General features: G+C 72.1%; 8 protein-coding genes. 5 read left to right on the top strand and 3 right to left on the bottom strand.

Annotation, left to right across the window (positions count from 1 at the left end; genetic code table 11):
* Window positions 1–27: 27 nt before the first annotated feature.
* The 3 genes from FZ938_RS17580 to FZ938_RS17590 are packed head-to-tail and all read right to left on the bottom strand — an operon-like array spanning window position 28 to window position 12,795.
* Complete coding sequence (locus tag FZ938_RS17580; RefSeq protein ID WP_149199760.1) at window positions 28–2,979, bottom strand: non-ribosomal peptide synthetase family protein; 2,952 nt, start codon at window positions 2,977–2,979, stop codon at window positions 28–30.
* Complete coding sequence (locus FZ938_RS17585) at window positions 2,979–11,753, bottom strand: non-ribosomal peptide synthetase (protein ID WP_149199761.1); 8,775 nt, start codon at window positions 11,751–11,753, stop codon at window positions 2,979–2,981. Before FZ938_RS17585 ends, FZ938_RS17580 begins: the two co-directional genes overlap by 1 nt.
* Before the next feature lie 10 nt (window positions 11,754–11,763).
* Window positions 11,764–12,795 (bottom strand): TauD/TfdA family dioxygenase, encoded by a 1,032-nt coding sequence (locus tag FZ938_RS17590; RefSeq protein WP_149199762.1) that lies wholly within the window; start codon window positions 12,793–12,795, stop codon window positions 11,764–11,766.
* Between the two features lie 351 nt (window positions 12,796–13,146).
* On the opposite strand from FZ938_RS17590, the gene FZ938_RS17595 reads away from it, so the two are divergent.
* From FZ938_RS17595 to FZ938_RS17615, 5 genes are all read left to right on the top strand, one after another.
* Entirely contained in the window at window positions 13,147–13,356 is a 210-nt protein-coding gene (locus FZ938_RS17595) for an MbtH family protein (protein WP_149199763.1), read from the top strand.
* Window positions 13,357–13,400: 44 nt separating this feature from the next.
* The gene (locus FZ938_RS17600; protein ID WP_149199764.1) at window positions 13,401–14,849 is read left to right on the top strand and encodes a diaminobutyrate--2-oxoglutarate transaminase; all 1,449 of its coding nucleotides are present in this window, start codon (window positions 13,401–13,403) and stop codon (window positions 14,847–14,849) included.
* 12 nt (window positions 14,850–14,861) lie between these two features.
* Entirely contained in the window at window positions 14,862–18,062 is a 3,201-nt protein-coding gene (locus FZ938_RS17605; protein WP_149199765.1) for a non-ribosomal peptide synthetase, read from the top strand.
* Window positions 18,059–19,708 carry a cyclic peptide export ABC transporter gene (locus FZ938_RS17610; protein WP_149199766.1) on the top strand — a complete coding sequence of 550 codons (1,650 nt, stop codon included), beginning with the start codon at window positions 18,059–18,061 and terminating at the stop codon, window positions 19,706–19,708. Before FZ938_RS17605 ends, FZ938_RS17610 begins: the two co-directional genes overlap by 4 nt.
* 89 nt (window positions 19,709–19,797) lie before the next feature.
* Complete coding sequence (locus FZ938_RS17615) at window positions 19,798–20,889, top strand: GNAT family N-acetyltransferase (protein ID WP_246457349.1); 1,092 nt, start codon at window positions 19,798–19,800, stop codon at window positions 20,887–20,889.
* Window position 20,890: the final 1 nt, after the last annotated feature.

Genomic DNA, 20,890 nt, shown 5'->3' on the forward strand with positions numbered 1-20,890 from the left:
CGTCCGTATCGTAAGAGGGAAGAGCCGTCAGGCGGCGGCCCGGTCGAGCTGTCCCGGCTCGGTCTCTCCCGCGCGGAGCGCACGGGCGAGACCGGCGGGGGTCGGGTGGTCGAAGACGATGCCCGGCGGCACCTCCACGCCCAGCCGCTTGCGCAGGCGCGACACCAGCTTGATCACCAGCAGCGAATGGCCGCCGAGGTCGAACAGGTTTTCGGCCACGCCGACCCGGTCGCGTTCCAGCAGGCCGGCGAACAGCCCGGCGATCAGCGTTTCCAGCGGTGCCGCCGCCTCATCCGCCCCGGCGGTGGAGCGCGCCGTCTCCGGCAGGGCGGCCCGGTCGATCTTGCCGTTGCCGAGCCGTGGCAGGCAATCGAGCGGCAGCAGCTCCGCCGGGACCATGGCGTCGGGAAGCCGGCGCCGCAACTCCTCCCGCAAGGCGGCCAAGTCGAGGGCGGCCCCGGCGGACGGAACGGCATAGCCGACCAGCCGCCCTTCGCCCCAAATCTTCACCGCCGCCTGGGCGACGCCGGGCAGGGCGAGGATCGCGGCCTCGATCTCGGCCGGTTCGACGCGGAAGCCGCGGATCTTGACTTGATCGTCCGCGCGGCCGACCAGCTGGAGACCACCCTCCGGCAGCAGCCGGGCAAGGTCGCCGGTGCGGTACAGCCGCCCTCCGTCGCGTTCCGGATCGGCGCGGAAGGCGGGATCGTCCGGGCGGCCGAGATAGCCGCGGGCGACCTGGGCACCGCCGATGACGAGTTCGCCGACGGCGCCGATCGGCACCGGCCGTCCCGCCGGGTCGAGCAGCAGCACCCGGCTTCCCGCCAGGACGCGGTCGAGCGGCAGCCGCTCCGGCAGCGGGCTTTCCGGCGGCATTGCGTGGACCATCACGCCGACGGTGGTCTCGGTCGGGCCGTAATGGTTGAAGACGCGGCAGCGGGGGGCCGCGGCGCGGATGGCCTGCAGCAGTGGCCGGCCGGTGGACTCTCCGCCGAGAATGAGCGTGCCGGGAAGCACCGGAGCCGGCGTGTCGATCAGGGCCGCCAGATGGGACGGCACGATCTTCACGCAATCGATGGCCTCGTCGGCAATGAAGCGGGCGAAGGCGGCGCCGTCGGTCATCGTCGCCTCGTCGGCCACCACGAGGCAGCCGCCGGCGGCCAGCACCCCGAACAGCGTGGTGTTGCCGAGATCGGCGGCGACGGTCGAGGTCAGGGCGAAGCGGCGGCAGGCGCCGAGGTCGAGCGCCGCGCCGGACGCCGCCACATAGGCGGCGAGCTGCCCGTGTTCGATCACCACGCCTTTCGGCGTGCCGGTGGAACCGGAGGTGAACAGCACGTAAGCGGCATCCCGCAGGGCCACGACGGGCAACGCGGCGTCCGGCGCCGGCTGTGCCAGGAGGGCGGCCAAATTCGTGGCATCCACCACCCGGCAGGGATCGGCCGCCGCGATCACCGCAGCCCGCCGCGCCTCGGGCCAGTCCGGATCGACCGGCACATAGGCGCCGCCGGCCCGCATCACCGCATGCAGGGCGATGACCAGTTCGGCGGAGCGGGGCAGGGCCAGCACCACACGCCGCCCAGGTCCGACCCCGTCGCGGTGCAGATGGCGGGCCAGACGCCCGACCAGTTCGTCGAGTTCGCGATAGGTCCACCGGCGTGTGCTGTCCTGCAGCGCCGGGGCGTCGGGATGGCTGGCGGCGAGGTCCGACAGCAGGGCGGGGATGGACGGCGCGGCGGCGGGTTCGGGGCCGGCGAGAGCCGCATGGCAACGGCGGTCGCGCTCCGCCAGCAGCGGCAGGTCGGCGATGCGGCCGGCGCGATGGCCGGGAAGGGACGCCAGCGCGGCGAGATACTGGTCGGCCAGCGCCTCGACGGCGGCGGGCGCCATGCGGGCGGGGTCGGCGTGCAGGGTGATGCCCACCGGCAGGTCGCCGGCCATCGTCACCTCCAGGGTGAGGGCGCCGGCCGGTCGCGGCGCCGGCCGGCCGCGCGACTTCCAGCGCAGGCTCCCGACGGTGATGGCTTCCAGGGCTTCCGTCAGGGCGAAGGCCACCGCACCGGGCGACAGGACGCCGTCGAGGCGCTGTTCCTGCGCGTCGCGGTGAGCGTCCATCATCGACGCAATGCGGGCGAGCAGCCTGTCGATGGCTTCGTCGCCGGGCAGGCTCAGGGCCAGCGGCAGCGTGTCTTCGAAGGCGCCGATGCCGTCGGCGAGCATGTCGTAGTCGCGGCGCGGGTCGTTGATCCACAGGCCGCGGAACGCTTCTTCGCCGGTGATTCGCGCGATCAGCAGCCACCATGCGGCCTGCAGCACGGCATCGACCGGCTGGCGCAAGCTGCCGAGCCCGGTGGCGGTCTGCGGCGGGATGCTGCGGGTGGCGGTGCCGGCCCCCGGCATGACCGGAGCCGGGCCGGGGAGCCGCGGGTCGGTCAGGGCTTCCAGCCCCAGGCCGGACCAATAGGCGCGTCCGTGCGCCGCATCGTCCGATGCGTCCAGCTCCTCCCGCCATGCGGAGAAGCGGGCAAGGCCGATCCCGACGGCGGGCGTCCTGCCGGCATAAAGGTCGGAGATGGCGGCGGCGAGCCGGGTCAGTCCACCGCGGTCGCAGACCAGTGGTGAGACGGCCAGCGTCAGGGTGGCGCTTTCGGCCCCGTGCCGCGACAGCTGCGCGCGGAAGACCCGGCCGGCGGCAGGGTCGAGCGGCATGGCCGCCTCGGCATCGGTGTCCGTCCATGCGACGAAAGGCTTGGCGCCGACGACCTGCCGCGGGGTCCGGAAGCCCGGCACCGGCAGCAGAGCCGTGCGCAACGCGTCGAAGGTCGCGGCGGCCTCCTCCACCGCCCGGTGCATCCGGTCGGGATCGAGCGGGCCGTCCAGGTCGATGACCATCTCCAGAGGCGAACCGTCGGGGGCGCCGTTGGCGATTGCGTCGAGGATGTCGCGCTGGCGCGGCGTCAGGGCGGTCGACTCGTCCATCACAGCACCTCCATGGTCCGGCGTTCGACGATGGCGCCCATGGCCACCACGATGCGGCGCGGCCCCTCGAACGGATCGCGGGCGTGGGCGGTCAGCATGTTGTCCACCATCACCACATCGCCGCGCAGCCACTGGAAACGCACCGCACAGGCCTCATACGCTTCGCCGATCAGGGCCATGGTCTCGTCCGGGATGGCCCCGCCGTCGCCGAACAGGACGTTGCGGGGGAAACGTTCGATGCCGGCCATCTCCATCAGGTCGGCCCGCACCTCCGCTTCCAGGCAGGCGGGGTGGTGGAGCTGCATCTGGTTGAAGAAGCTGCGCTCGCCGCTCAGCGGATGGCGGATCACCGCCGGGCTGCGGGTCCGGGTCTGCGGCGTGTCTGGGTCGAGCCAGCGCAGGTCGATCCCGCCGGCGGCGCAGTGGGCTTCCACCGCCGCGCGGTCGTCGGTCTTGAAGAAATCGCGCCAATCGACGTCGAGACGCGGCGTGAAGGTGCGGACATAGAGCAGCCCGCGCGTCTCCAGCATCGTCACCAGATCGGCCGGCAGGAGCGTCAGCATCCGGCGGCAGTCGACGATGGGGGTGCAGCCGCCGACCGGCGCCACCTGCTCGGCGAAGAACCACTGCTTGCGCGGCCAGCGGTCCAGATGGCTGCTTTCGTTGTGGTAGAGGATCATCTGCCGCTCAGGATACGGCGTGGAACGGTAGGTATTGCGCCCGCCCTCCTTCTTCGGCAGGTCGCCGTAGGAACCGAACAGCCCGGTCGGCTCCATCGCCTCGGCGAAGCATTCGAAGGCTTGCGGATCGGGCAGGGCAAAGCCACGGAACAGGATGGCGCCGTGGCGCAGCAGCAGATCGTCGATCAACCCACGGTTGCCCTGCGCCCAGGCGACCGGGTCGAGGTCGGGCGTCGCCGGCTCCAGCATGATGGGAAAATCCGAGCCCGGCGTCAGGAACGAGCGGCGGATGGGATCGGCGGCTTGCAGCCGGGCCGGACGGCAGGGGGCCGCCGGCCCGCCGAGACGGGAGAGCTTGGCGCTGGCGCGCCGGGTCTGGTCCATGGGGGAGAACTCCTGACCGGCAGAAGGGGCGGGGAAGGGGGGAAGGACGGGCTGGGACGGGTCGGCGACCGCGCGTTCCAGCAGCGCGACCCAGGCGTCGTGGAACCGGCGCACGGTCGCGGGATCGAACAGGGAACTGGCGAACACCCAGTCGGCGGCCAGGGCCGGGCCGCGGGGGCCGTCGCCGTTGCCGTTGCCGCCGCCTACCGGCTCCAGGAACAGGGCCATGTCGAACTTCGACTGGCGTTCGGCGGGCGGGGCTTCGGCGATGACGAGGTCCGGCAGCTCCAGCGGCCCGCCGGGCACGTTCTGCAGCACGAAAAGGACCTGGAGCAGCGGATTGCGCCCGCGGTCGCGCGGCACCCCGACCGCCTCCACGATGCGGTCGAAGGGCAGGGCGTCATGATCGAAGGCGTCGAGTGCCGTCTGCCGGGTGCGGTCGAGCAGCGCGTCGAAGCTGACCCCCGGCTCCAGGCGGGAGCGCAGCGGCACGACATTGACGAAGAAGCCGATCAGACCCTCCAGGGCGCGATCCGGACGGCCGGCGGTGTCGGTGCCGACCAGCAGGTCGTTGGCGCCGGTTTCCCGATGCAGCATGGCATTGAAGGCGGCGAGCAGGGCCATGAAGGGCGTGGCGCCGCGGCGGCGCGCCCAATCCTCCACTCGGGTCATCAGGCCCGCATCCAGGCGCAGGCGCAGGGAGTCGCCGCGCGTGGAGGCAATGGCCGGTCGCGGCCGGTCGGTCGGCAGGGCAAGCGCGGTCGGCGCCCCGGCAAGGCCGTCGCGCCAGAATGCGATCTCGCGCGCCAGCCGCTCGCCCGACAACAGGGTGCGTTGCCAGACCGCGTAATCCGCATATTGCACCGGCAGCGGCGGCCAGTCGGGAGCCCCGCCGGCCCGTGCCGCGCGGTAAGCGGTGGCGAGGTCGCGGCACAGGACGCCGACCGACCAGCCGTCGGCGATCATGTGATGCATGGCGAACAGCAGCCGATGGGTGTCGGCGTCCATCCGCAGGAGACGGGCGCGCAGCAGCGGGCCGGTTGCGAGGTCGAAGGGGGTGCGCGCGTGCTCCTCCTCCCGCGCCCGGGCGCAGGACTCCCGCTCCTCCGGCGGCAGCCCGGACAGATCCTCCAGCGGCAGCGGTATCGACAGGGCGGGGGCGGCGACGGCGGCAGGCTCCTCGTCGCGCTCCGGATAGGCGGTGCGCAGGATCTCGTGGCGGGCGACGACGGCGTTGAGGGCCGTTTCCAGCGCCGCGACGTCGAGATCGCCGGCGAGGTCCAGCCGGGCCGCCATCAGATAGGCGGTGCCGCCGCCAGACAGCCGGTCGACCAGCCACAAGCGTTGCTGGGCAGGGGACAGCGGCATCGCCTCCCGCCGTTCCACCGGACGCAGCGGCGGGGTGTCGTCGTCTCCTGCGCCGGCCAAGGCGTCGAGCCGGGCGGCGAGGGCGCGGAGTTCCGAAGCCTCGAACACCGTGCGCAGGGGCAGGCCGGGCCAGCCGTCCCGGCGCAGCCGGGCGATCAGGCGGGCGGCGAGCAGCGAATGGCCGCCGAGGGCGAAGAAGTCGGCGTTGCGGCCGACGGCGCTTCCCGGCATCAACTCTTGCCAGAGCTGCGCGAGCCGGCGTTCGGTTTCGGTGGCCGGCGGCTCGTCCGCCGTGGCGGACGATGCGGTTTCGGCATCGGGCAGCGCCTTGCGGTCGAGCTTGCCGTTGGCGTTGCGCGGCCAAGCGATCATCCGGACCCAGCGGGTCGGCACCATGTAGGACGGCAGCGTTTCGGCGGCATGGGCGGCTAGGGTTTCAGCAAGGACTTCGGGATGGGGCTCTGCCGGTTCCCACCATGCGGTCAGATGGTCGGCGCGGACCTGGACGACCGCACGGTGGACGGCCGGATGGCGTTCCAGCGTGGCCTCGACCTCGCCGGCCTCGATGCGGAAGCCGCGCAGCTTCATCTGGAAGTCGCCGCGCCCGGCCCATTCGATGACGCCCTGAGCCGACCAGCGGCCGAGATCGCCGGTGCGGTAGAGCCGGGCGCCCGGAGCGCCGTCCGGGTCGGGGATGAAGGACAGGGCGGTCCGGCGCGGGTCGCCCAGATAGCCGCGGCCGACCCCGATGCCGCCGACGGCGATCTCGCCGACGGTTCCCATCGGGACCGCGGCGAGGTCGCCGTCTACGATGCGCAGTTCGGCACCGGCGGTCGGACGGCCGATGGGGATGGTGTTGCCGGGGGCCGGTGCCGCGTGCAGCGGATGGAAGGCGACGTCGTCGGCGCACTCGGCCGGGCCGTAGGCGTTCATCAACGGGATGGCGGGATAGGCGTCGAACCACGCTCCGGCATCGGCGGCGGACAGCGCCTCTCCCGTCGGCAGGACCCAGCGCAGCGCCGGCAGCGGCCGTGGGCGCCAGCCGGCATCGCGTGTTTCCGCCAGGGTGCGCATCAGCGACGGCACCGGCTCGAACAGGGTGACGCCCGCCTGCCCCAGACGGTCGAGCAGTGCGTCGGGATCGCGCACAACGCTGTCCGGGATGATCTCCACCACCGCACCCAGGAGGGGAGCGGTCAGGGTCTGCCAGACCGAGATGTCGAAGCAGGAGGGGGCGGTCTGGGCGATGACGTCCTGTTCCCCGAGCTGCAGCGGATCGAGTTTCGCCAGCATGTTGTTCAGCATGCCGTCGCGGGTGACCATCGCTCCTTTAGGCGTTCCGGTGGAGCCGGAGGTGAACAGCACATAGGCGCGTTGGTCGCCGCGGGGCGGCACCGTCGGCAGGCGGCCCTGCCCGGCACGGGCCAGCAGATCGGCCGTGGTGAGGGCGGGCAGGACGCAGGCAACCGCTTCGTCACGGATCAGCAGCGGATGCCCGGCCTGCTCCATCACCTGGGCCCAGCGGGCGGGCGGATGGGCGGGGTCGAGCGGCAGCCATGCCCCCCCGGCCCGCAGCACCGCCACCATCAGGCACAGCAAGTCCAGTCCACGGGGAGCGAGCAGGGCCACCAGTTCATCGGGGCGGAGGCCAGCCGCATCGAGGCCGCGGGCCAGCCGTTCCGAACGCTGCCAAAGCTCGCCATAGCTCAGGCTGGCCCCCTCGCACCGGGCGGCGATGCGGTCGGGATGGGCCTCGACGTGGGCGGCGACCCGCTCCACCCAGTCCGGTGACAGGCGGCTGGAGGCCGGGCCGGCGCTCCAGCCGCGCAAGGTTTGCGCCTCGGCCTCGCCCATCCGCGGCAGCGCCGCCAACGGGGTTCCGGCACCACGGGTCAGCGACAGCAGGGCGGCGCGGAAGCCGTCGGCGATCCGGGCGAGGGTGGCGGCGTCGATCCGGCGGCCATCGGCGTCGATGGCGACCGCAAGCCGGTCACCGGGGAATACCTCCACCGTCAAGGCGTAGTGCGTGCGCTCCACATTGTCGCGTTGGCGCAGGTCGAGCGCACCGACGCGGCGGCGCCGTCCCTCCAGCATCGGCAGATTCTGGAAGACCAGCAGCGTGTCGAACAGCGGCCCGACGCCGGCCTGGGCTTGGATGTCGGCAAGCGCGCTGTGCTCATGCTCGCGCATCGCGGCATTGTCGGCCTGGATTCCGCGGAGGTAATCGCCGAGGCGGCGCTGGCCGGGCGCCCGAACCCGCAGGGGCAGCGTGTTGATGAAGACGCCCAGCATGTGCTCCGCCCCGTCCAGTTCGGCCGGCCGGCCGGAGGAGGTGACGCCGAACAGCACGTCGTCGCGTCCTGATCGGGCGGCCAGCACGAGGCCCCAGGCACCCTGGACCAGCGTGTTCAAGGTGACGCCCAGCCCACGGGCCGTGGCGGTCAGACGGGCGGTTTCCGCCTCGTCCAGCAGGAGGGACTGGCTGAGCGGAACCACGCTTCCTGATTCGGGCGCCGGGGACAGCATCGGCAGCGGAGTGGCGCCCTCCACGCCGGCCAGGAAGGTCCGCCAGAAGCCGGCGGCGGTGCGGTCGTCCTGGCGAAGGACCCAGGCGATGTGGTCGCGGAACGGACGGCGGGCGGGCAGGGCCGGGGACTCGTCCGCCAGACGGGCGCGGTAGCGTTCCAGCACCTCGTCCACCAGCAGGATCGAACACCAGCCGTCGACCACCAGATGATGGCGGCTCCACAGCAGCCACCAGCGGCCGTCGCCGCAGCGGATCAGCGCGAGCCGCATCAGCGGAGCCCGGTCCAGCGCGAAGCCGCGCGCCCGGTCCTCCGCCAGGAGGGCGGCAAGCGCCGCCTCGCGGCCGTCGTCGGACAAGTCGCTCCAGTCGCGGCGGGCGACGGGTAGCGTGGCCGTACGCTCCACCAGTTGCAGGGGACGGTCCATCCCGTCCCAGCGGAAGGCGGTCCGCAGGATGGGGTTGGCGGCGACGGCGTCCTGCCAGGCGGCGGTGAAGGCGTCGGAATCGAAGGGGCCTTCCGCCTCGATCACCAGCTGGTTGACGTAGGCGCCGCCGGCCGGGTCGATCAGGCCGTGGAACAGCAGGCCCTGCTGCAGCGACGACAGCGGGTAGGCGTCCTCCAGTCCCGGACGTTCGGCGGGCAGCGCCGCCACCGCGTTGGCGTCGAGGCCGCAGAGGTCGAAGGGAGCGCGCTCCACCGGGGCGGGCTTGCTCGCGGCCGGCGCCTGCGGCCGTGGGGTGGCGGCAGTGATGGCGGAGGCAATGGCGCCAATGGTGCGCTTCTGGAAGAACAGCTTAGGCTTCAGGGCAAGACCCTTCGGCCGCGCCTTGGCGATGACCTGAAGCGCCAGGATCGAATCGCCGCCGATGGTGAAGAAATCCTCATCGACCCCGACCGACGGGCGTCCCAGCACCTCCGCCCAGATGTCGGCGAGCGTCTGCTCGGCATCCGTCAGGGGCCGGCCGGCCGAGGGGGCAGGCGGGGCGGCCGCTTCGTCGTCCGGCAGTGACTTGCGGTCGATCTTGCCGTTCGGCAGCCGGGGCAGCGCGGGCAGGGCATACAGTGCCGATGGCACCATCGCGTCCGGCAGGGTGGCGGCCATGGCGGTTCGCAGGGCGTCGGCGTCGAGCGTCACCGGGGCGACGAATGCCGTCAGCCGCAAGCCGGACCCGCCGCCGGCGGTCACCGGACGGGCGAGGACGGCCGCCTCAACCACCCCGGGCTGGCGGCGCAGCCAGGATTCGACCTCGCCCAGTTCGACGCGGAAGCCCCGGATCTTCACCTGATCGTCGGCGCGGCCAAGGAATTCCAGGAGGCCGGCGGGGGTGAGGCGCACGCGGTCGCCGGTGCGGTACAGCCGGCCACCGCTGTGCCACGGATCGGGCACGAAGCGCTCGGCGGTCAGGGCCGGCCGGCCGAGATAGCCGGCGGCGACACCGCAGCCGCCGATGGCGAGTTCGCCGACCACGCCAAGCGGCACCGGGTCGCCGTGGCGGTCGAGCACCGCCGCATGTACGCCGGCCAGCGGGGCGCCGATGGGAACCGGAATGCTCGGGTCTTGAGGGGCGGCGGCGGTCAGGCAGCCGACGGTGGTCTCGGTCGGTCCGTAATGGTTCAGCACCCGGCAGCCGGGGGCGAGCGCCCGGAGCCGGGCGACGAAGCCGCCCTCCAGCGCCTCGCCGCCGAGGACGAGGCAGCGGCGCGGCAGCAGCCGGGCCGGATCGGCCACCGCCATCAGCGCGGCGAGATGCGAGGGCACGATCTTCAACGCGTCGACCGGCCGGCCGGCGAAATGGCGGGCCAGCGCGTCGGGGTCGTCGGCCAGCGCCGGCGGGATTACCCGCAGGGTGCGCCCGCCGAGCAGTGCCCCGAACCAAGCGGTGTAGCCGAGGTCAGCGGTCACCGACGCCAGCGTGGCAAGGGTGGCGTCCTCCGGCAAATCCATCGCCGCAAGCACGCCTTGCGCATACCGGGCGAGGTTGCCCTGGGTGACCGCCACCCCCTTGGGCGTGCCGGTCGAGCCGGAGGTATAGATCAGGTAGGCCGGCAAGTCGGGGCTGGCCGGGATGGCGGCGGGTGCGGATTCATCCGACCGGCCGTCGAACTCCAGCCACGCCGCCCCGCCAAGCCAGCCGGGTGCCGCGCGGTGGCCGATGACGGCGCGTGCGCCGCTGTCCGTCGCCAGGAAGGCGAGGCGCGCGTCGGGCAGCGCCGGATCCAGGCAGAGATAGGCCGCCCCCGCCTTCCAGGCCGCGATCATGCCGACGGCCAGCGCCGCGCCGCGCGGCAGCCACAGTCCGACGCGGTCGCCCGGCCGCACACCGGCGGCAGCCAGCCGCCGCGCCAGCCGGCCGGCCGCGGCGTCGAGGTCGGCGTAGGTCAGGGTCCGGTCGCCGTCCTCCACGGCCGCGCGGCCGGGATGACGGGCGACGGCGGCCTCGAACAGCGCAAGGGCGGGGGTCGGCGTGCCGGCGGCGGGTCCCCGGCGCTGCGAACGGTCGGCATCGTCCGCGGTCGCCTCCAGCATGGCGATTGGAGCATCGGGATCGGTGATCGCGCGGTCGAGCAGGGCAAGGAAGCCGCGCCGCATACGGGCCGAGGTCTCCGGTGCGAACACCGCCGGGTCGGCGCGCCATTGGCCGGTCAGCCGCTCGCCGTCGTCGACCCAGCGCAGGTTCAGCTCGTTGGCGGCGCCGCGCTGCTGGGCGAACAGCTCCCGCCGGACGGCGCGGTTGATGGCGGCGCGCTCGCCCACCGGGACGTAGGTGGTCATGTGGCGGAACAGCGGCCCGTTGCCGCCAGCCAGCGCGGTGATGCGGGCGAGCGGCAGGCGGCGGTGACGCAGCAGCGCCATCAGCGTCCGTTGTGCGGTGCGCGCGAGGTCGGAGACGGTGGGGTTGCCGGACAGGTCGGCGGGCCAGGGCAGGGCATTCAAGGTGTAGCCGATCATCGCGCGGTCGGCGGCGCCCTGCCGTCCGGACACCGGCGTTCCGACCATGAAGCGGTCCTGGCCGCTCCAGCGATGCAGGAAAATCTGGAAGACCGCGGTCAGCAGCGGGAAGACGCCGACGCCGGCCCGGTCGGCCGCCGCGCGCAGGCGCGCCGTCATGGCGGCATCGAGCCGAAGGTCGGTCTCATTCGGCGGGCCCGGTCGGTCGATGCGGTCGGCCGGAAGTTCCGGCAGCGATGCCGCGTCCGTCACGAGCTTGCGCCAGAAGGCCTCCAGCCGCGCGGACTCGGGTCCCGATTGCAGCACTCGCTGCCGTTCCAGCCAGTCGAAGTAGCGGGTGCCGGTCGCTGAACCCGCGACCGGCGGTTCCTCGTAAGCGGTGAAGGCCTGTTCGCAGAAGATCTCGAAGGACATGTAATCGCCGGCGATGTGGTGCAGGACGACCAGCAGGTGCACCAGCCCGCCCGGCTCGGCCAGCAGCCGCACGCGGCAGGCGACGGCGCGGTCGAGCGGCAACGGCAGGTCGGCCTCGTGCTCGAGCCAGCGCAGGCGGTCGGTATCGGTCATCGCCACGGTGGTGTGGACGGCGACATCGGCAGTGAATCCGGGCCGCCGTTCCATGACGAGGCGGCCATCGGCATCCTCGCGGTAGTGGCAGGACAGCGCCTCGTGCCCGGCGATGACCTGGGCGAAGGCGGCGGCCAGCCGTTGCGGGTCGATGCCGGGCGCAAGCTCCACCGCATAGGTCATGTTGTAGGCCGGATCCTCCGGTGCCAGACGCCAGGCGGTCCACAGGGCGCGCTGTTCCTCGCCGGCCGGAATGGCAGCGGACGTTGGGGCGGGTGCGGTCGTGATGCTGTCCATGGCCGGATCCTCAGGCGGCGGGAAGGTCGGGGGAGCGCACCGGGTCGGCCATGGCGACCACGACCTTGCGCTTGCCGGTGAAGGGCTCCCGCCCATGGGCCGCCAGCATGTTGTCGAGCATCATCACGTCCCCTTCCTGCCAGGGGAAACTGCGGGTGCAGTCGTCCAGGACGGCGCGGATATGGTCCAGCGCCTCGTCCTCGATCGGCGTGCCGTCGCCGTAGAAGACATGGCGTGGAAGCTCGGACTCGTCCTCCACCACCGCCAGCAGGCTGTCGCGCACCGCGGGTGGCAGGTTGGAGACGTGGAACAGGTGGGCCTGATTGAACCAGACCTCATCGCCGGTCACGGGATGGCGGGCCACCGCCTGGCAGATCTGGCGGGTGCGCAGTTCGCCGTCCTCGGTCCATTCCCAGGCGATGGCGTTGGCGCGGCAGAAGCGCTCGACCTCCGCCGGATCGTCGGTGTTGAAGGCGCGCTGCCAGGGAAGGTCGAGCCCGTTCCCGTAATTGCGCACATACATCAGGCGCTTGGCGGCGAAGCGGGCGCGGATCGCAGGATCGATGCGCCGGGCGACCAGCCGGCTGTCGGCGATCGGCGTCGCCCCGCCGGTGGTGGCGGCGGTCACGCAGTGGAACCAGATCGTCTGCGGCCACTGCAGGGTATAGGCCTGCTCGTTGTGCAGCGGGATCGACTGGTGGGCCGGATATTCGGTGGAGGTGTAGACGCCCTTGTCCACCGCGGAGCGCGGGGTGGAGCCGAAATCATAGTCGAGCAGCGGCCGGCCGAAGCTCTCGGCAAAGGCGCGGAAGGGGGCGTCGCCATGCAGCCCGAAGCCGCGGAACAGCAATCCGCCGGCAATCGGCAGCCGACCGCGCACCACCGCGTGGATGTCCGGCAGCAATTTCCGCCATCCACCGTCGTCCAGCGCGCCGTCCTTCGGCGTCACCAGCAGCGGCAGGTCGGCGCCGGGAAGCAGCGGCTGCACGGCCAGCGTTTCGGGGCTTGCGGCCGGGCTCGGATCGAAAATGCGCTGGTCCATGGGGTGATCGGTCCGTCCAATTGCGGGCAGGTCGACAGAAACGTCTTTACTGCGAGTGAGAATCGTTCTCATAGTGGGACAGAGCGTTGCTCCTGCCGGCAGGTGGGGCAGCAATCGCAGCTGGTTTTGAGCCGTGCGTGGAACGGCTTCGGCGCAGGGATCGGATAAACAACACATATCCTGCGGGTAATCCCGCCGGACCCTGCAGCCGGGACGAACGTTAGCGCACTGCAAATCGACTTGCAAACGAGAATCATTCGCATTATGCAAGAAGATATGACGCGATCTTCCGAACGCGCATTCCCCGAACACGATCATCTCTTCCGCGTCCTGACCTGAAGGAGCTTCGGCATGAGCTGGGACAGCCCGGACACGCGATTCCACGTCGTGGTGAATGACGAGGAGCAGTACTCGATCTGGCCCGACCACAAGCCGGTTCCGGCCGGATGGCGCACGGTCGGCGTCAGCGGGCCCAAGGAGGACTGCCTCGCCCACATCGAGCGGGTGTGGACCGACATGCGTCCGCTCAGCCTGCGCCGCGCCCTGGGCGATGCGGCCTGACCGGCCGTGCCCGATCCCGTTTTCCCGACGAGGGAGATGTGCCCATGACCGCAACCATCACGGTGCCAACCATCGCAGCGCCATTGGGCCTGGACGGTTTCCGTTCCCAGCCGGCTATCCGCCTCGGTGACGATCCGATGCTTCGCCGACAGGAGGCGCGCGAATCGAACGCGCGCTCCTATCCGCGGCGCATTCCGCTGGTGCTGACCGAAGGCCGTGGCATCTATCTGCGCGACAGTGCGGGTCAGCTGTTCATCGATTGCCTCGCCGGTGCCGGAACGCTGGCTTTGGGGCACAACCACCCGGACGTCGTAGCGGCGCTCCGCGCGACGCTGGACAGCGGGTTGCCGTTGCACACGCTGGATCTGACCACCCCGGTCAAGGACCGGTTCGTCGAGGATCTGTTCGCGGCCCTGCCGCCGGCCTTCGCCCGCGATGCCCGGATCCAGTTCTGCGGCCCCACCGGCGCGGACGGGATCGAGGCGGCGATGAAGTTGGCCCGCACCGCCACCGGGCGGCGCACCATCGTCGGCTTCTCCGGCGGCTATCATGGCATGACCCATGGCACGCTGGCGATCATGGGCAATCTGGGGCCGAAGCGGCCGTTGGGCGGCGGCACCGGCGACGCCCACATGCTGCCCTATCCCTACGACTACCGCTGCCCCTTCGGGCTTGGCGGCGAGGCCGGGGTGGATGCCGGCCTGTCGATGATCGAGCAGCTGCTGAGCGATCCGGAATCGGGCGTCGTGACGCCCGCGGCCGTGGTGGTGGAGGTGGTGCAGGGCGAAGGCGGCGTGGTGCCGGCGCCGGTGCGCTGGCTGCATGGGCTGCGGCGGCTGACCCGTGCCCATGGCGTCCCGCTGGTCATCGACGAGGTGCAGACCGGGCTGGGCCGCACCGGCCGGCTGTTCGCCTTCGAGCATGCCGGGATCGAGCCCGACATCCTGGTGCTGTCCAAGGCGATCGGCGGCAGCCTGCCGTTGTCGGTGGTGGTCTACAACGCCGGCCTCGACTGCTGGGCGCCGGGTGCCCACGCCGGGACCTTCCGCGGCAACCAGCTGGCGATGGCGGCGGGGTCGGCGACCCTGCACCGGATCCGCGCCGACCGCCTGGACGAGCATGCCGCCGCCATGGGCGCGCGGCTGACCGGCCACCTGCGGGCGATCCAGGCCGACCATCCCTGCCTGGGCGACGTGCGGGGACCGGGCCTGATGATCGGCGTCGAGATCGTGGACGAGCGCCGGCCGCCCCTGCGGCTGGGCGCCCGGCCGGCCGACGGCGAGCTTGCCCGGTCGCTTCAGCGCCGTTGCCTGGAACAGGGCCTGATCCTGGAGCTGGGCGGGCGCCATGGCGCGGTGGTGCGGTTCCTGCCGCCGCTGGTCGTCAGCGCCGCCGAGATCGACGAAATCGCCGACCGCTTCCGGACCGCCCTGCGGGCCGCATTGGCCGACCGGGCGGCGGGCGCGGCCTCCACCAGCCTCGCGGCGGAATAGGCGGGCCAATAGATGCAAGTAGCTATTAATCGCACGGATTGGTTGGCACCGCTGTCGCTTGCACAGGAGCGCTTGTGGCTGCTCCACCGCCTGAACCCGACAGACGCCGCCTACAACCTGACTCGCGCCTTCCGTCTGGACGGGGCGCTGGACACGGCGGCCCTGGAGCGGGCGCTGGGGGCGCTGGCCTGGAGGCACGCCATCCTGCGGACGTGGTTCGAGGAGCGGGACGGGACGCCGCAGCAGGTCGTGCTGTCCCACCCGTCCCTGCGCTTGACGCGGGAAGACGTCCAGCCCGACGAGGCGGCGCTGGCGGCGCGCATCCGCGAGGAGACGCAGCGGCCATTCGACCTGTCCGCCGGCCCGCCGATCCGTGCGACGCTGCTGCCGCTGGCCGGCGGAGGGGCGGTGCTGCTGCTGGCGATGCACCATATCCTGTCGGACGGTCCGTCCAACCCGATCCTGGCGCGCGACCTGATGACCGCCTATGTCGCCGCCCTGGCCGATCCGGGGGTCGACCCGGCGGTTCTGCTGCCTCCGCTGGCCCTGCAATATGCCGATCACGCGCGGGCACAGCGCGGCCAGGCGGCGCAGGCGCGCATCGAACGGGCGGTCGAGCGGGCCGTCGAGCGGCTCGGCACCGGTATCCCGGTCCTGGAACTGCCCACCGACCGGCCGCGCCCGAGCGTTCGCGGCGGCGCCGGGGCGCGGGTCGAGTTCGCCCTGGCGGATGAGACGGTTTCCGCGTTGCGCGGTCTGGCGCGGGCGGAAGCCTGCACCCCCTTTATCCCGCTGCTGGCGGCGTGGCAGGTCCTGCTCGGCCGCTGGTCCGGGCAGGATGATTTCGCCGTCGGCGTGCCGGACGCCGGACGGAACGACGAGGATCTGGAACCGCTGGTCGGATTCTTCGTCGAGACCCAGGTATTCCGGGCCCGCCTGACCCCCGGCCTGACCGGCCGCGCCCTCTGCCGGCGGCTGCGTACGGAGGCGCTGGCGGCGCTGAGCGACGGCGCCGCCCCCATCGAGCGCCTGCTGGAGCGGCTCGATCCGGTGCGGGACGGCAGCCGGACTCCGCTGTTCCAGACCCTGCTGAACCTGCGGATGGATGCCCCTGCTGCCTTGCGGCTGCCGGGGCTGACCGTGACTGCGCTCCCGGTGCCGGAGACCACGGCAAAGCTGGATCTGGCACTCGACGTTGCGGTGGGGGAGGCGGGGGCGGTCTGCGCGATCGACTATGCCACCGACCTGTTCGATGCCGCGACGGCAGCGCGTCTGGCTGACGGCTTCCGCGCCCTGCTGGCCGGAATGCTGGCCGATCCGGAGGCTGAACTGGCCGACCTGCCGCTGATGACGCCGGCGGCGCGGGCGGAGGAGCTGACGCGCTGGAACGACACCGCCCTGGCGCTGGATCCGGCGGAAGACCTCGTGGCGATGGTGGAACGCGCCGCCGCCAACCTGCCGGACTGCGTCGCCCTGGTCTGCGGCGAAACCGCGCTGACCTACCGCGCGCTGAACGAACGGGCCAACCGCCTCGCCCGCTGGCTCGCCGCCCGCGGGGTCGGTGCCGACAGTCTGGTGGCGGTGGCGCTGCCGCGCGGGGTCGATCTGCCGGTCGCGCTGCTGGCGATCCAGAAGGCGGGCGGCGCCTATCTGCCGCTCGACCCCGACCAGCCGGCGGCGCGCAATGCCCACATCCTGGCCCATGCCCGGCCGGTGCTGGTGATCGACGCGCCGCTGGCGGAGTTCGCCGCCGGATACGAGGAATTGGCGGACGGGAATCTCGGCCGCCCGGTGCATCCGCGCCAGCTCGCCTACACGCTCTACACCTCGGGTTCGACCGGCGTGCCGAAGGGCGTGCAGATCGACCGGCAAGCCTTCGCCAGCTTCCTCTACGCCATGCAGGCGCAGATCGGCCTCGTCGCCGACGACCGGCTGCTGGCGGTGACGACGCTGGGCTTCGACATCGCCGGGCTGGAGCTGTTCCTGCCGCTGGTCGCCGGTGCCCGCGTGATCCTCGCCACCCGTGAGCAGGCCCAGGATCCGCAAGCGCTCGCCGGGCTGATCGAACGCCAGGGCATCACCGTCCTGCAGGCGACGCCGGCGACCTGGCGCATGCTGCTGGACGCCACCGAACAGTCGTGGCCGGGCTTGCGCGCGGTGTGCGGCGGCGAGGCGCTGGGCGTCGAACTGGCCCGTCGCCTGCTGGAGCGCGGCGTGCGGCTGCTGAACGTCTACGGCCCGACCGAAACAACTGTCTGGTCCGCCGCTTGGCCGGTGGAGCGGGCCGGGGATGGCGACGGCACGGTTCCCATCGGCCATGCCGTCGCCAACAACCGCCTTCACATCCTGGACGACCGGCTGGAACCGGTACCAAGCGGCGTTGCCGGCGATCTGTGGATCGGCGGGCTGGGGTTGGCGCGCGGCTATGGTGGACAACCGGCCCTGACCGCGGCCTGCTTCCTGCCGAACCCGTTCCCCGAGGACGGCGCACTCGGCGCCGGTTCCGGCAGCCGCCTCTACCGCACCGGCGACCGCGCCCGGCGGCGCACCGACGGGGCCATCGAATTCCTGGGCCGCCGCGACCATCAGATGAAGATCCGCGGCTTCCGCATCGAGGCGGCGGAGGTGGAGGCGGCGCTCGACAGCCATCCGCAGGTGCGCCACTCCGTTGTCGCCGCCCATATGCCGACCGCCGGCGATGCGCTGCTCTGCGCCTATCTGGTGACGGACGACGGTACGGAGCCGCCGGACCTGCATGCCCATCTCGCCGCCCGCCTGCCGGCCTACATGCTGCCGTCGGTTCGCGTGGTGCTGGACCGGCTGCCGCTGAACGCCAACGGCAAGATCGACCGCAAGGCGCTGCCGCCGCCCGACGCGCCGGCCGCGTCCGACGGGTTCGAGCCGCCGGCCACCGACACCGAGGCACGGCTGGCCGCGCTGTGGGAGGAGGTGCTGGAACGGCCGGGGCTCGGCGTCGCCGACGACTTCTTCCGGCTGGGCGGGCATTCGCTGCGGCTGGTCCGGCTGCAGACGCGCATCCGCGCTGCCTTCGGGCTCGACCTGCCGCTGGCCGAGCTTTTCCGCGCCCCGACCGTCCGCGCCATGGCTGGCGTGATCGATTCCCGCGGCAGCCGGGACGAGGCGGACGACCTCGCCTTCATGGCCGGCCTGCTGGCCGGCGAAGGGACGGCCGAACCGGGCGGTGCGCCATGAGCCTGCTGCTCTCCCTCCTGCACCGCTTCCGCTGGCGCATGCCGCTGGCGCTGGGTCTCGGCGCCGCCGGGGCGTTGGCCGGTCTGTGGGTGATCGCGCTGGTCAACCGGCTGATTGCCGGCAGTGCGGAGCCCGACGCGCTGACCTTCGCGCTGATCGCCGTGCTGCTGGCGGCGGTGTTCGGCTTCGGTTTCGGCGCGCAGGCGATCCTGACGGCGCTCGGCCACCGGGTGGTGTGCGAGATGCGCACGGCGACGGTGAAGCGGCTGCTCGACACCGATGTGGAAAGGCTGGAGACCATCGGCGCCCCGGCGCTCTACGCCACCCTCACCAAGGACATCGCCACGGTCGGCCAGGCATTCAACCGGCTGCCCTTCGTCTTCTGCAACGGCGTGCTGGTGCTGGGCGGCTTTCTCTATCTCGCCTGGCTGTCCTGGCAACTCTTCCTGCTCAGCGCCGCGGTGATCGGGCTGGGAGTGGGGGTGGCCTACGGCTGGGTGTCGGCGATGCGCCGGCTGATGGTCGAGGTGCGCGAAACCGACGACCGCCTGCTGGCCGGCTATCGCGGCGCGATCGAAGGCCGCAACGAGCTGGCGCTGAACACGGTGCGCAAGCGCGTGTTCCACCGCCACGACGTGGCGGCGGCGGCGGAGCATGCCCGCGACACCGAGATCCGCGCCGACCGTTATTGGGTGCTGAGCCTGAGCTGGACCGCCCTTGTCATCCTCGGCCTGATCGCCGGCATCTTCGCCGCCGGCGAGGCGCTGGATCTGCCGCGACCGCACACCGCCGGCTTCGTGCTGGTGCTGATGTTCCTGCGGATGCCGTTGAACGATCTGGTCGGCACGCTGCCCATCCTGCTGTCCGGCAAGGTGGCGCTGGCGAAGGTCGAGGCGCTGCGCCTGGAAGCGCACCGCCCGGCCTTCGACCGCCCGGAGCCGGCCTGCGCGGCGCTTCCCGTCAAGGGGCCGCTGCTCAGCCTGTCCGGCGTCGTCTACGACCATCCCGCCCAGGGCGACGAGCCCGGCTTCCACCTCGGCCCCGTCGAACTGACGGTCGAGGCGGGGGAGACTCTGTTCATCGTCGGCGGCAACGGCGGCGGCAAGTCGACGCTGCTGACCCTGCTGGCCGGCCTGCGCCGGCCGGCCGCCGGCACCATCCGGCTGGGCGGGCTGGAGGTGACCGAGGAGCGTCGCGGCTGGCATCGCGAACAGATCAGCGCCGTCTTCTCCACCCCCCACCTGTTCGACCGGCTGGTCGGTCCCGACGGCCGGCTGGACGAGGAGCTTGCCCAGGCGTTCCTGCGCCGGCTGCGGATGGACCGCAAGGTGGCGCTGGCCGGCGACCGCCTCTCCGACATCCGGCTGTCGCAGGGACAGCGCAAGCGCATCGCCCTGCTGGCCGCGGTGGTGGAGGAACGGCCGATCCTGCTGCTCGACGAATGGGCGGCCGACCAGGACCCGCTGTTCCGCCGCTTCTTCTACGAGGAGCTGCTGCCGGAACTCAAACGCGGCGGCCGCACCATCATCGCCGTCAGTCACGACGACCGCTTCTTCCATCTCGCCGACCGGGTGCTGCGCTGCGATGCCGGGGTGCTGTCGCCCTGGAGCGAGGTGCCGGTCCAGCCGGCGCATGCGGCGCAATGACCGCCGGGCGGCTTTCGGCCGAACCCCCATCCCTTTCCCAAACGCCTGTCGCCGCGCGTCGCGCGGCCGGACATGAGGAGGCGCCTTCGATGACCGCCGATTCCGACACCCTGACCGCGTCCGGCGGTGTTCCGGTGCCCTGCCGCGCGCTCGGCCGCTCGCTCCGCACCCTGTGGGACGGAGCCGACCTGACCGTCCGGCTGGACGGCGAGGTCCGGCAGCGCTGGCGGCTGTCCGGCGGTGCCGGGGCGGCCGACCTGACCCTGATGGAGGATGCGGTGCCGGCGGCGGACGGCGACGACCTCCGCCGTCTGGCGGCATTCGCCGCGCTCGACGCGGCCTTCATCCGCGCCCACGACCCCGCGACCCTGCGGCTGACCGCCCCCGACCGCCTCGCCGAGGCGCTGCGCCTGGACGGCGTCGTGGTGGAGGATGCCGGCGGCACCCAACTGGCGACAGCCGGGACCCTGTACCAGCGGCCCGACCTGTGGCTACTGGGGCCGGGTTCCGGCGGATATCCCCAGGCGCACATCGTCTCGGACGGCCGCTACCACCCGCGCCGGCCGCCCAAGCCGCAGGGCATGCTCTACGCCCGCCACATTCCCTGGCTGGAGCAGACGCTGTCCTTCCGGGTCGCCGACATCGGCATGGATCTGGAGCGTTTCCATCGCTGGCAGAACGACCCGCGCGTCGCCTTCTTCTGGCAGGAGGAGGGCGATCTGGCCAAGCACCGCGCCTATCTGGAGGCGCAGCTCGCCGATCCCCACACCATGCCGCTGATCGCCAGCCTGGACGGTGCGCCCTTCGGCTATTTCGAAGTCTATTGGGCCAAGGAGAACCGGATCGGCGCCTTCTACGACGCGCAGGATTACGACCGCGGCTGGCATGTGCTGATCGGCGAGGAGCATGTGCGCGGGCGGGCCTATGTCAGCGCGTGGCTGCCGTCACTGGTGCATTTCATGTTCCTGGACGACGCGCGCACCCAGCGCATCGTCGGCGAACCGCGGGCGGATCATCACCAGCAGATCCGCAACCTCGACCGCTCCGGCTTCGCCAAGGTCAAGGAGTTCGACTTCCCGCACAAGCGGGCGATGCTGGTCATGCTGCTGCGCGAGCGCTATTTCGCCGACCGCCTGTGGGTGCCTTGCGCCGACCCGGCCACGACGAAGCAGGGGGGCTGAG

The sequence above is a fragment of the Azospirillum oryzae genome, assembly GCF_008364795.1.
Taxonomy (GTDB): Bacteria; Pseudomonadota; Alphaproteobacteria; order Azospirillales; family Azospirillaceae; genus Azospirillum; species Azospirillum oryzae.

Bases quoted from the DNA above. Each gene is read 5' to 3' on its own strand.
- FZ938_RS17580 (WP_149199760.1), bottom strand. From the start codon at position 2,979: ATGGACGAGTCGACCGCCCTGACGCCGCGCCAGCGCGACATCCTCGAC.
- FZ938_RS17585 (WP_149199761.1), bottom strand. From the start codon at position 11,753: ATGGACAGCATCACGACCGCACCCGCCCCAACGTCCGCTGCCATTCCG.
- FZ938_RS17590 (WP_149199762.1), bottom strand. From the start codon at position 12,795: ATGGACCAGCGCATTTTCGATCCGAGCCCGGCCGCAAGCCCCGAAACG.
- FZ938_RS17595 (WP_149199763.1), top strand. From the start codon at position 13,147: ATGAGCTGGGACAGCCCGGACACGCGATTCCACGTCGTGGTGAATGAC.
- FZ938_RS17600 (WP_149199764.1), top strand. From the start codon at position 13,401: ATGACCGCAACCATCACGGTGCCAACCATCGCAGCGCCATTGGGCCTG.
- FZ938_RS17605 (WP_149199765.1), top strand. From the start codon at position 14,862: ATGCAAGTAGCTATTAATCGCACGGATTGGTTGGCACCGCTGTCGCTT.
- FZ938_RS17610 (WP_149199766.1), top strand. From the start codon at position 18,059: ATGAGCCTGCTGCTCTCCCTCCTGCACCGCTTCCGCTGGCGCATGCCG.
- FZ938_RS17615 (WP_246457349.1), top strand. From the start codon at position 19,798: ATGACCGCCGATTCCGACACCCTGACCGCGTCCGGCGGTGTTCCGGTG.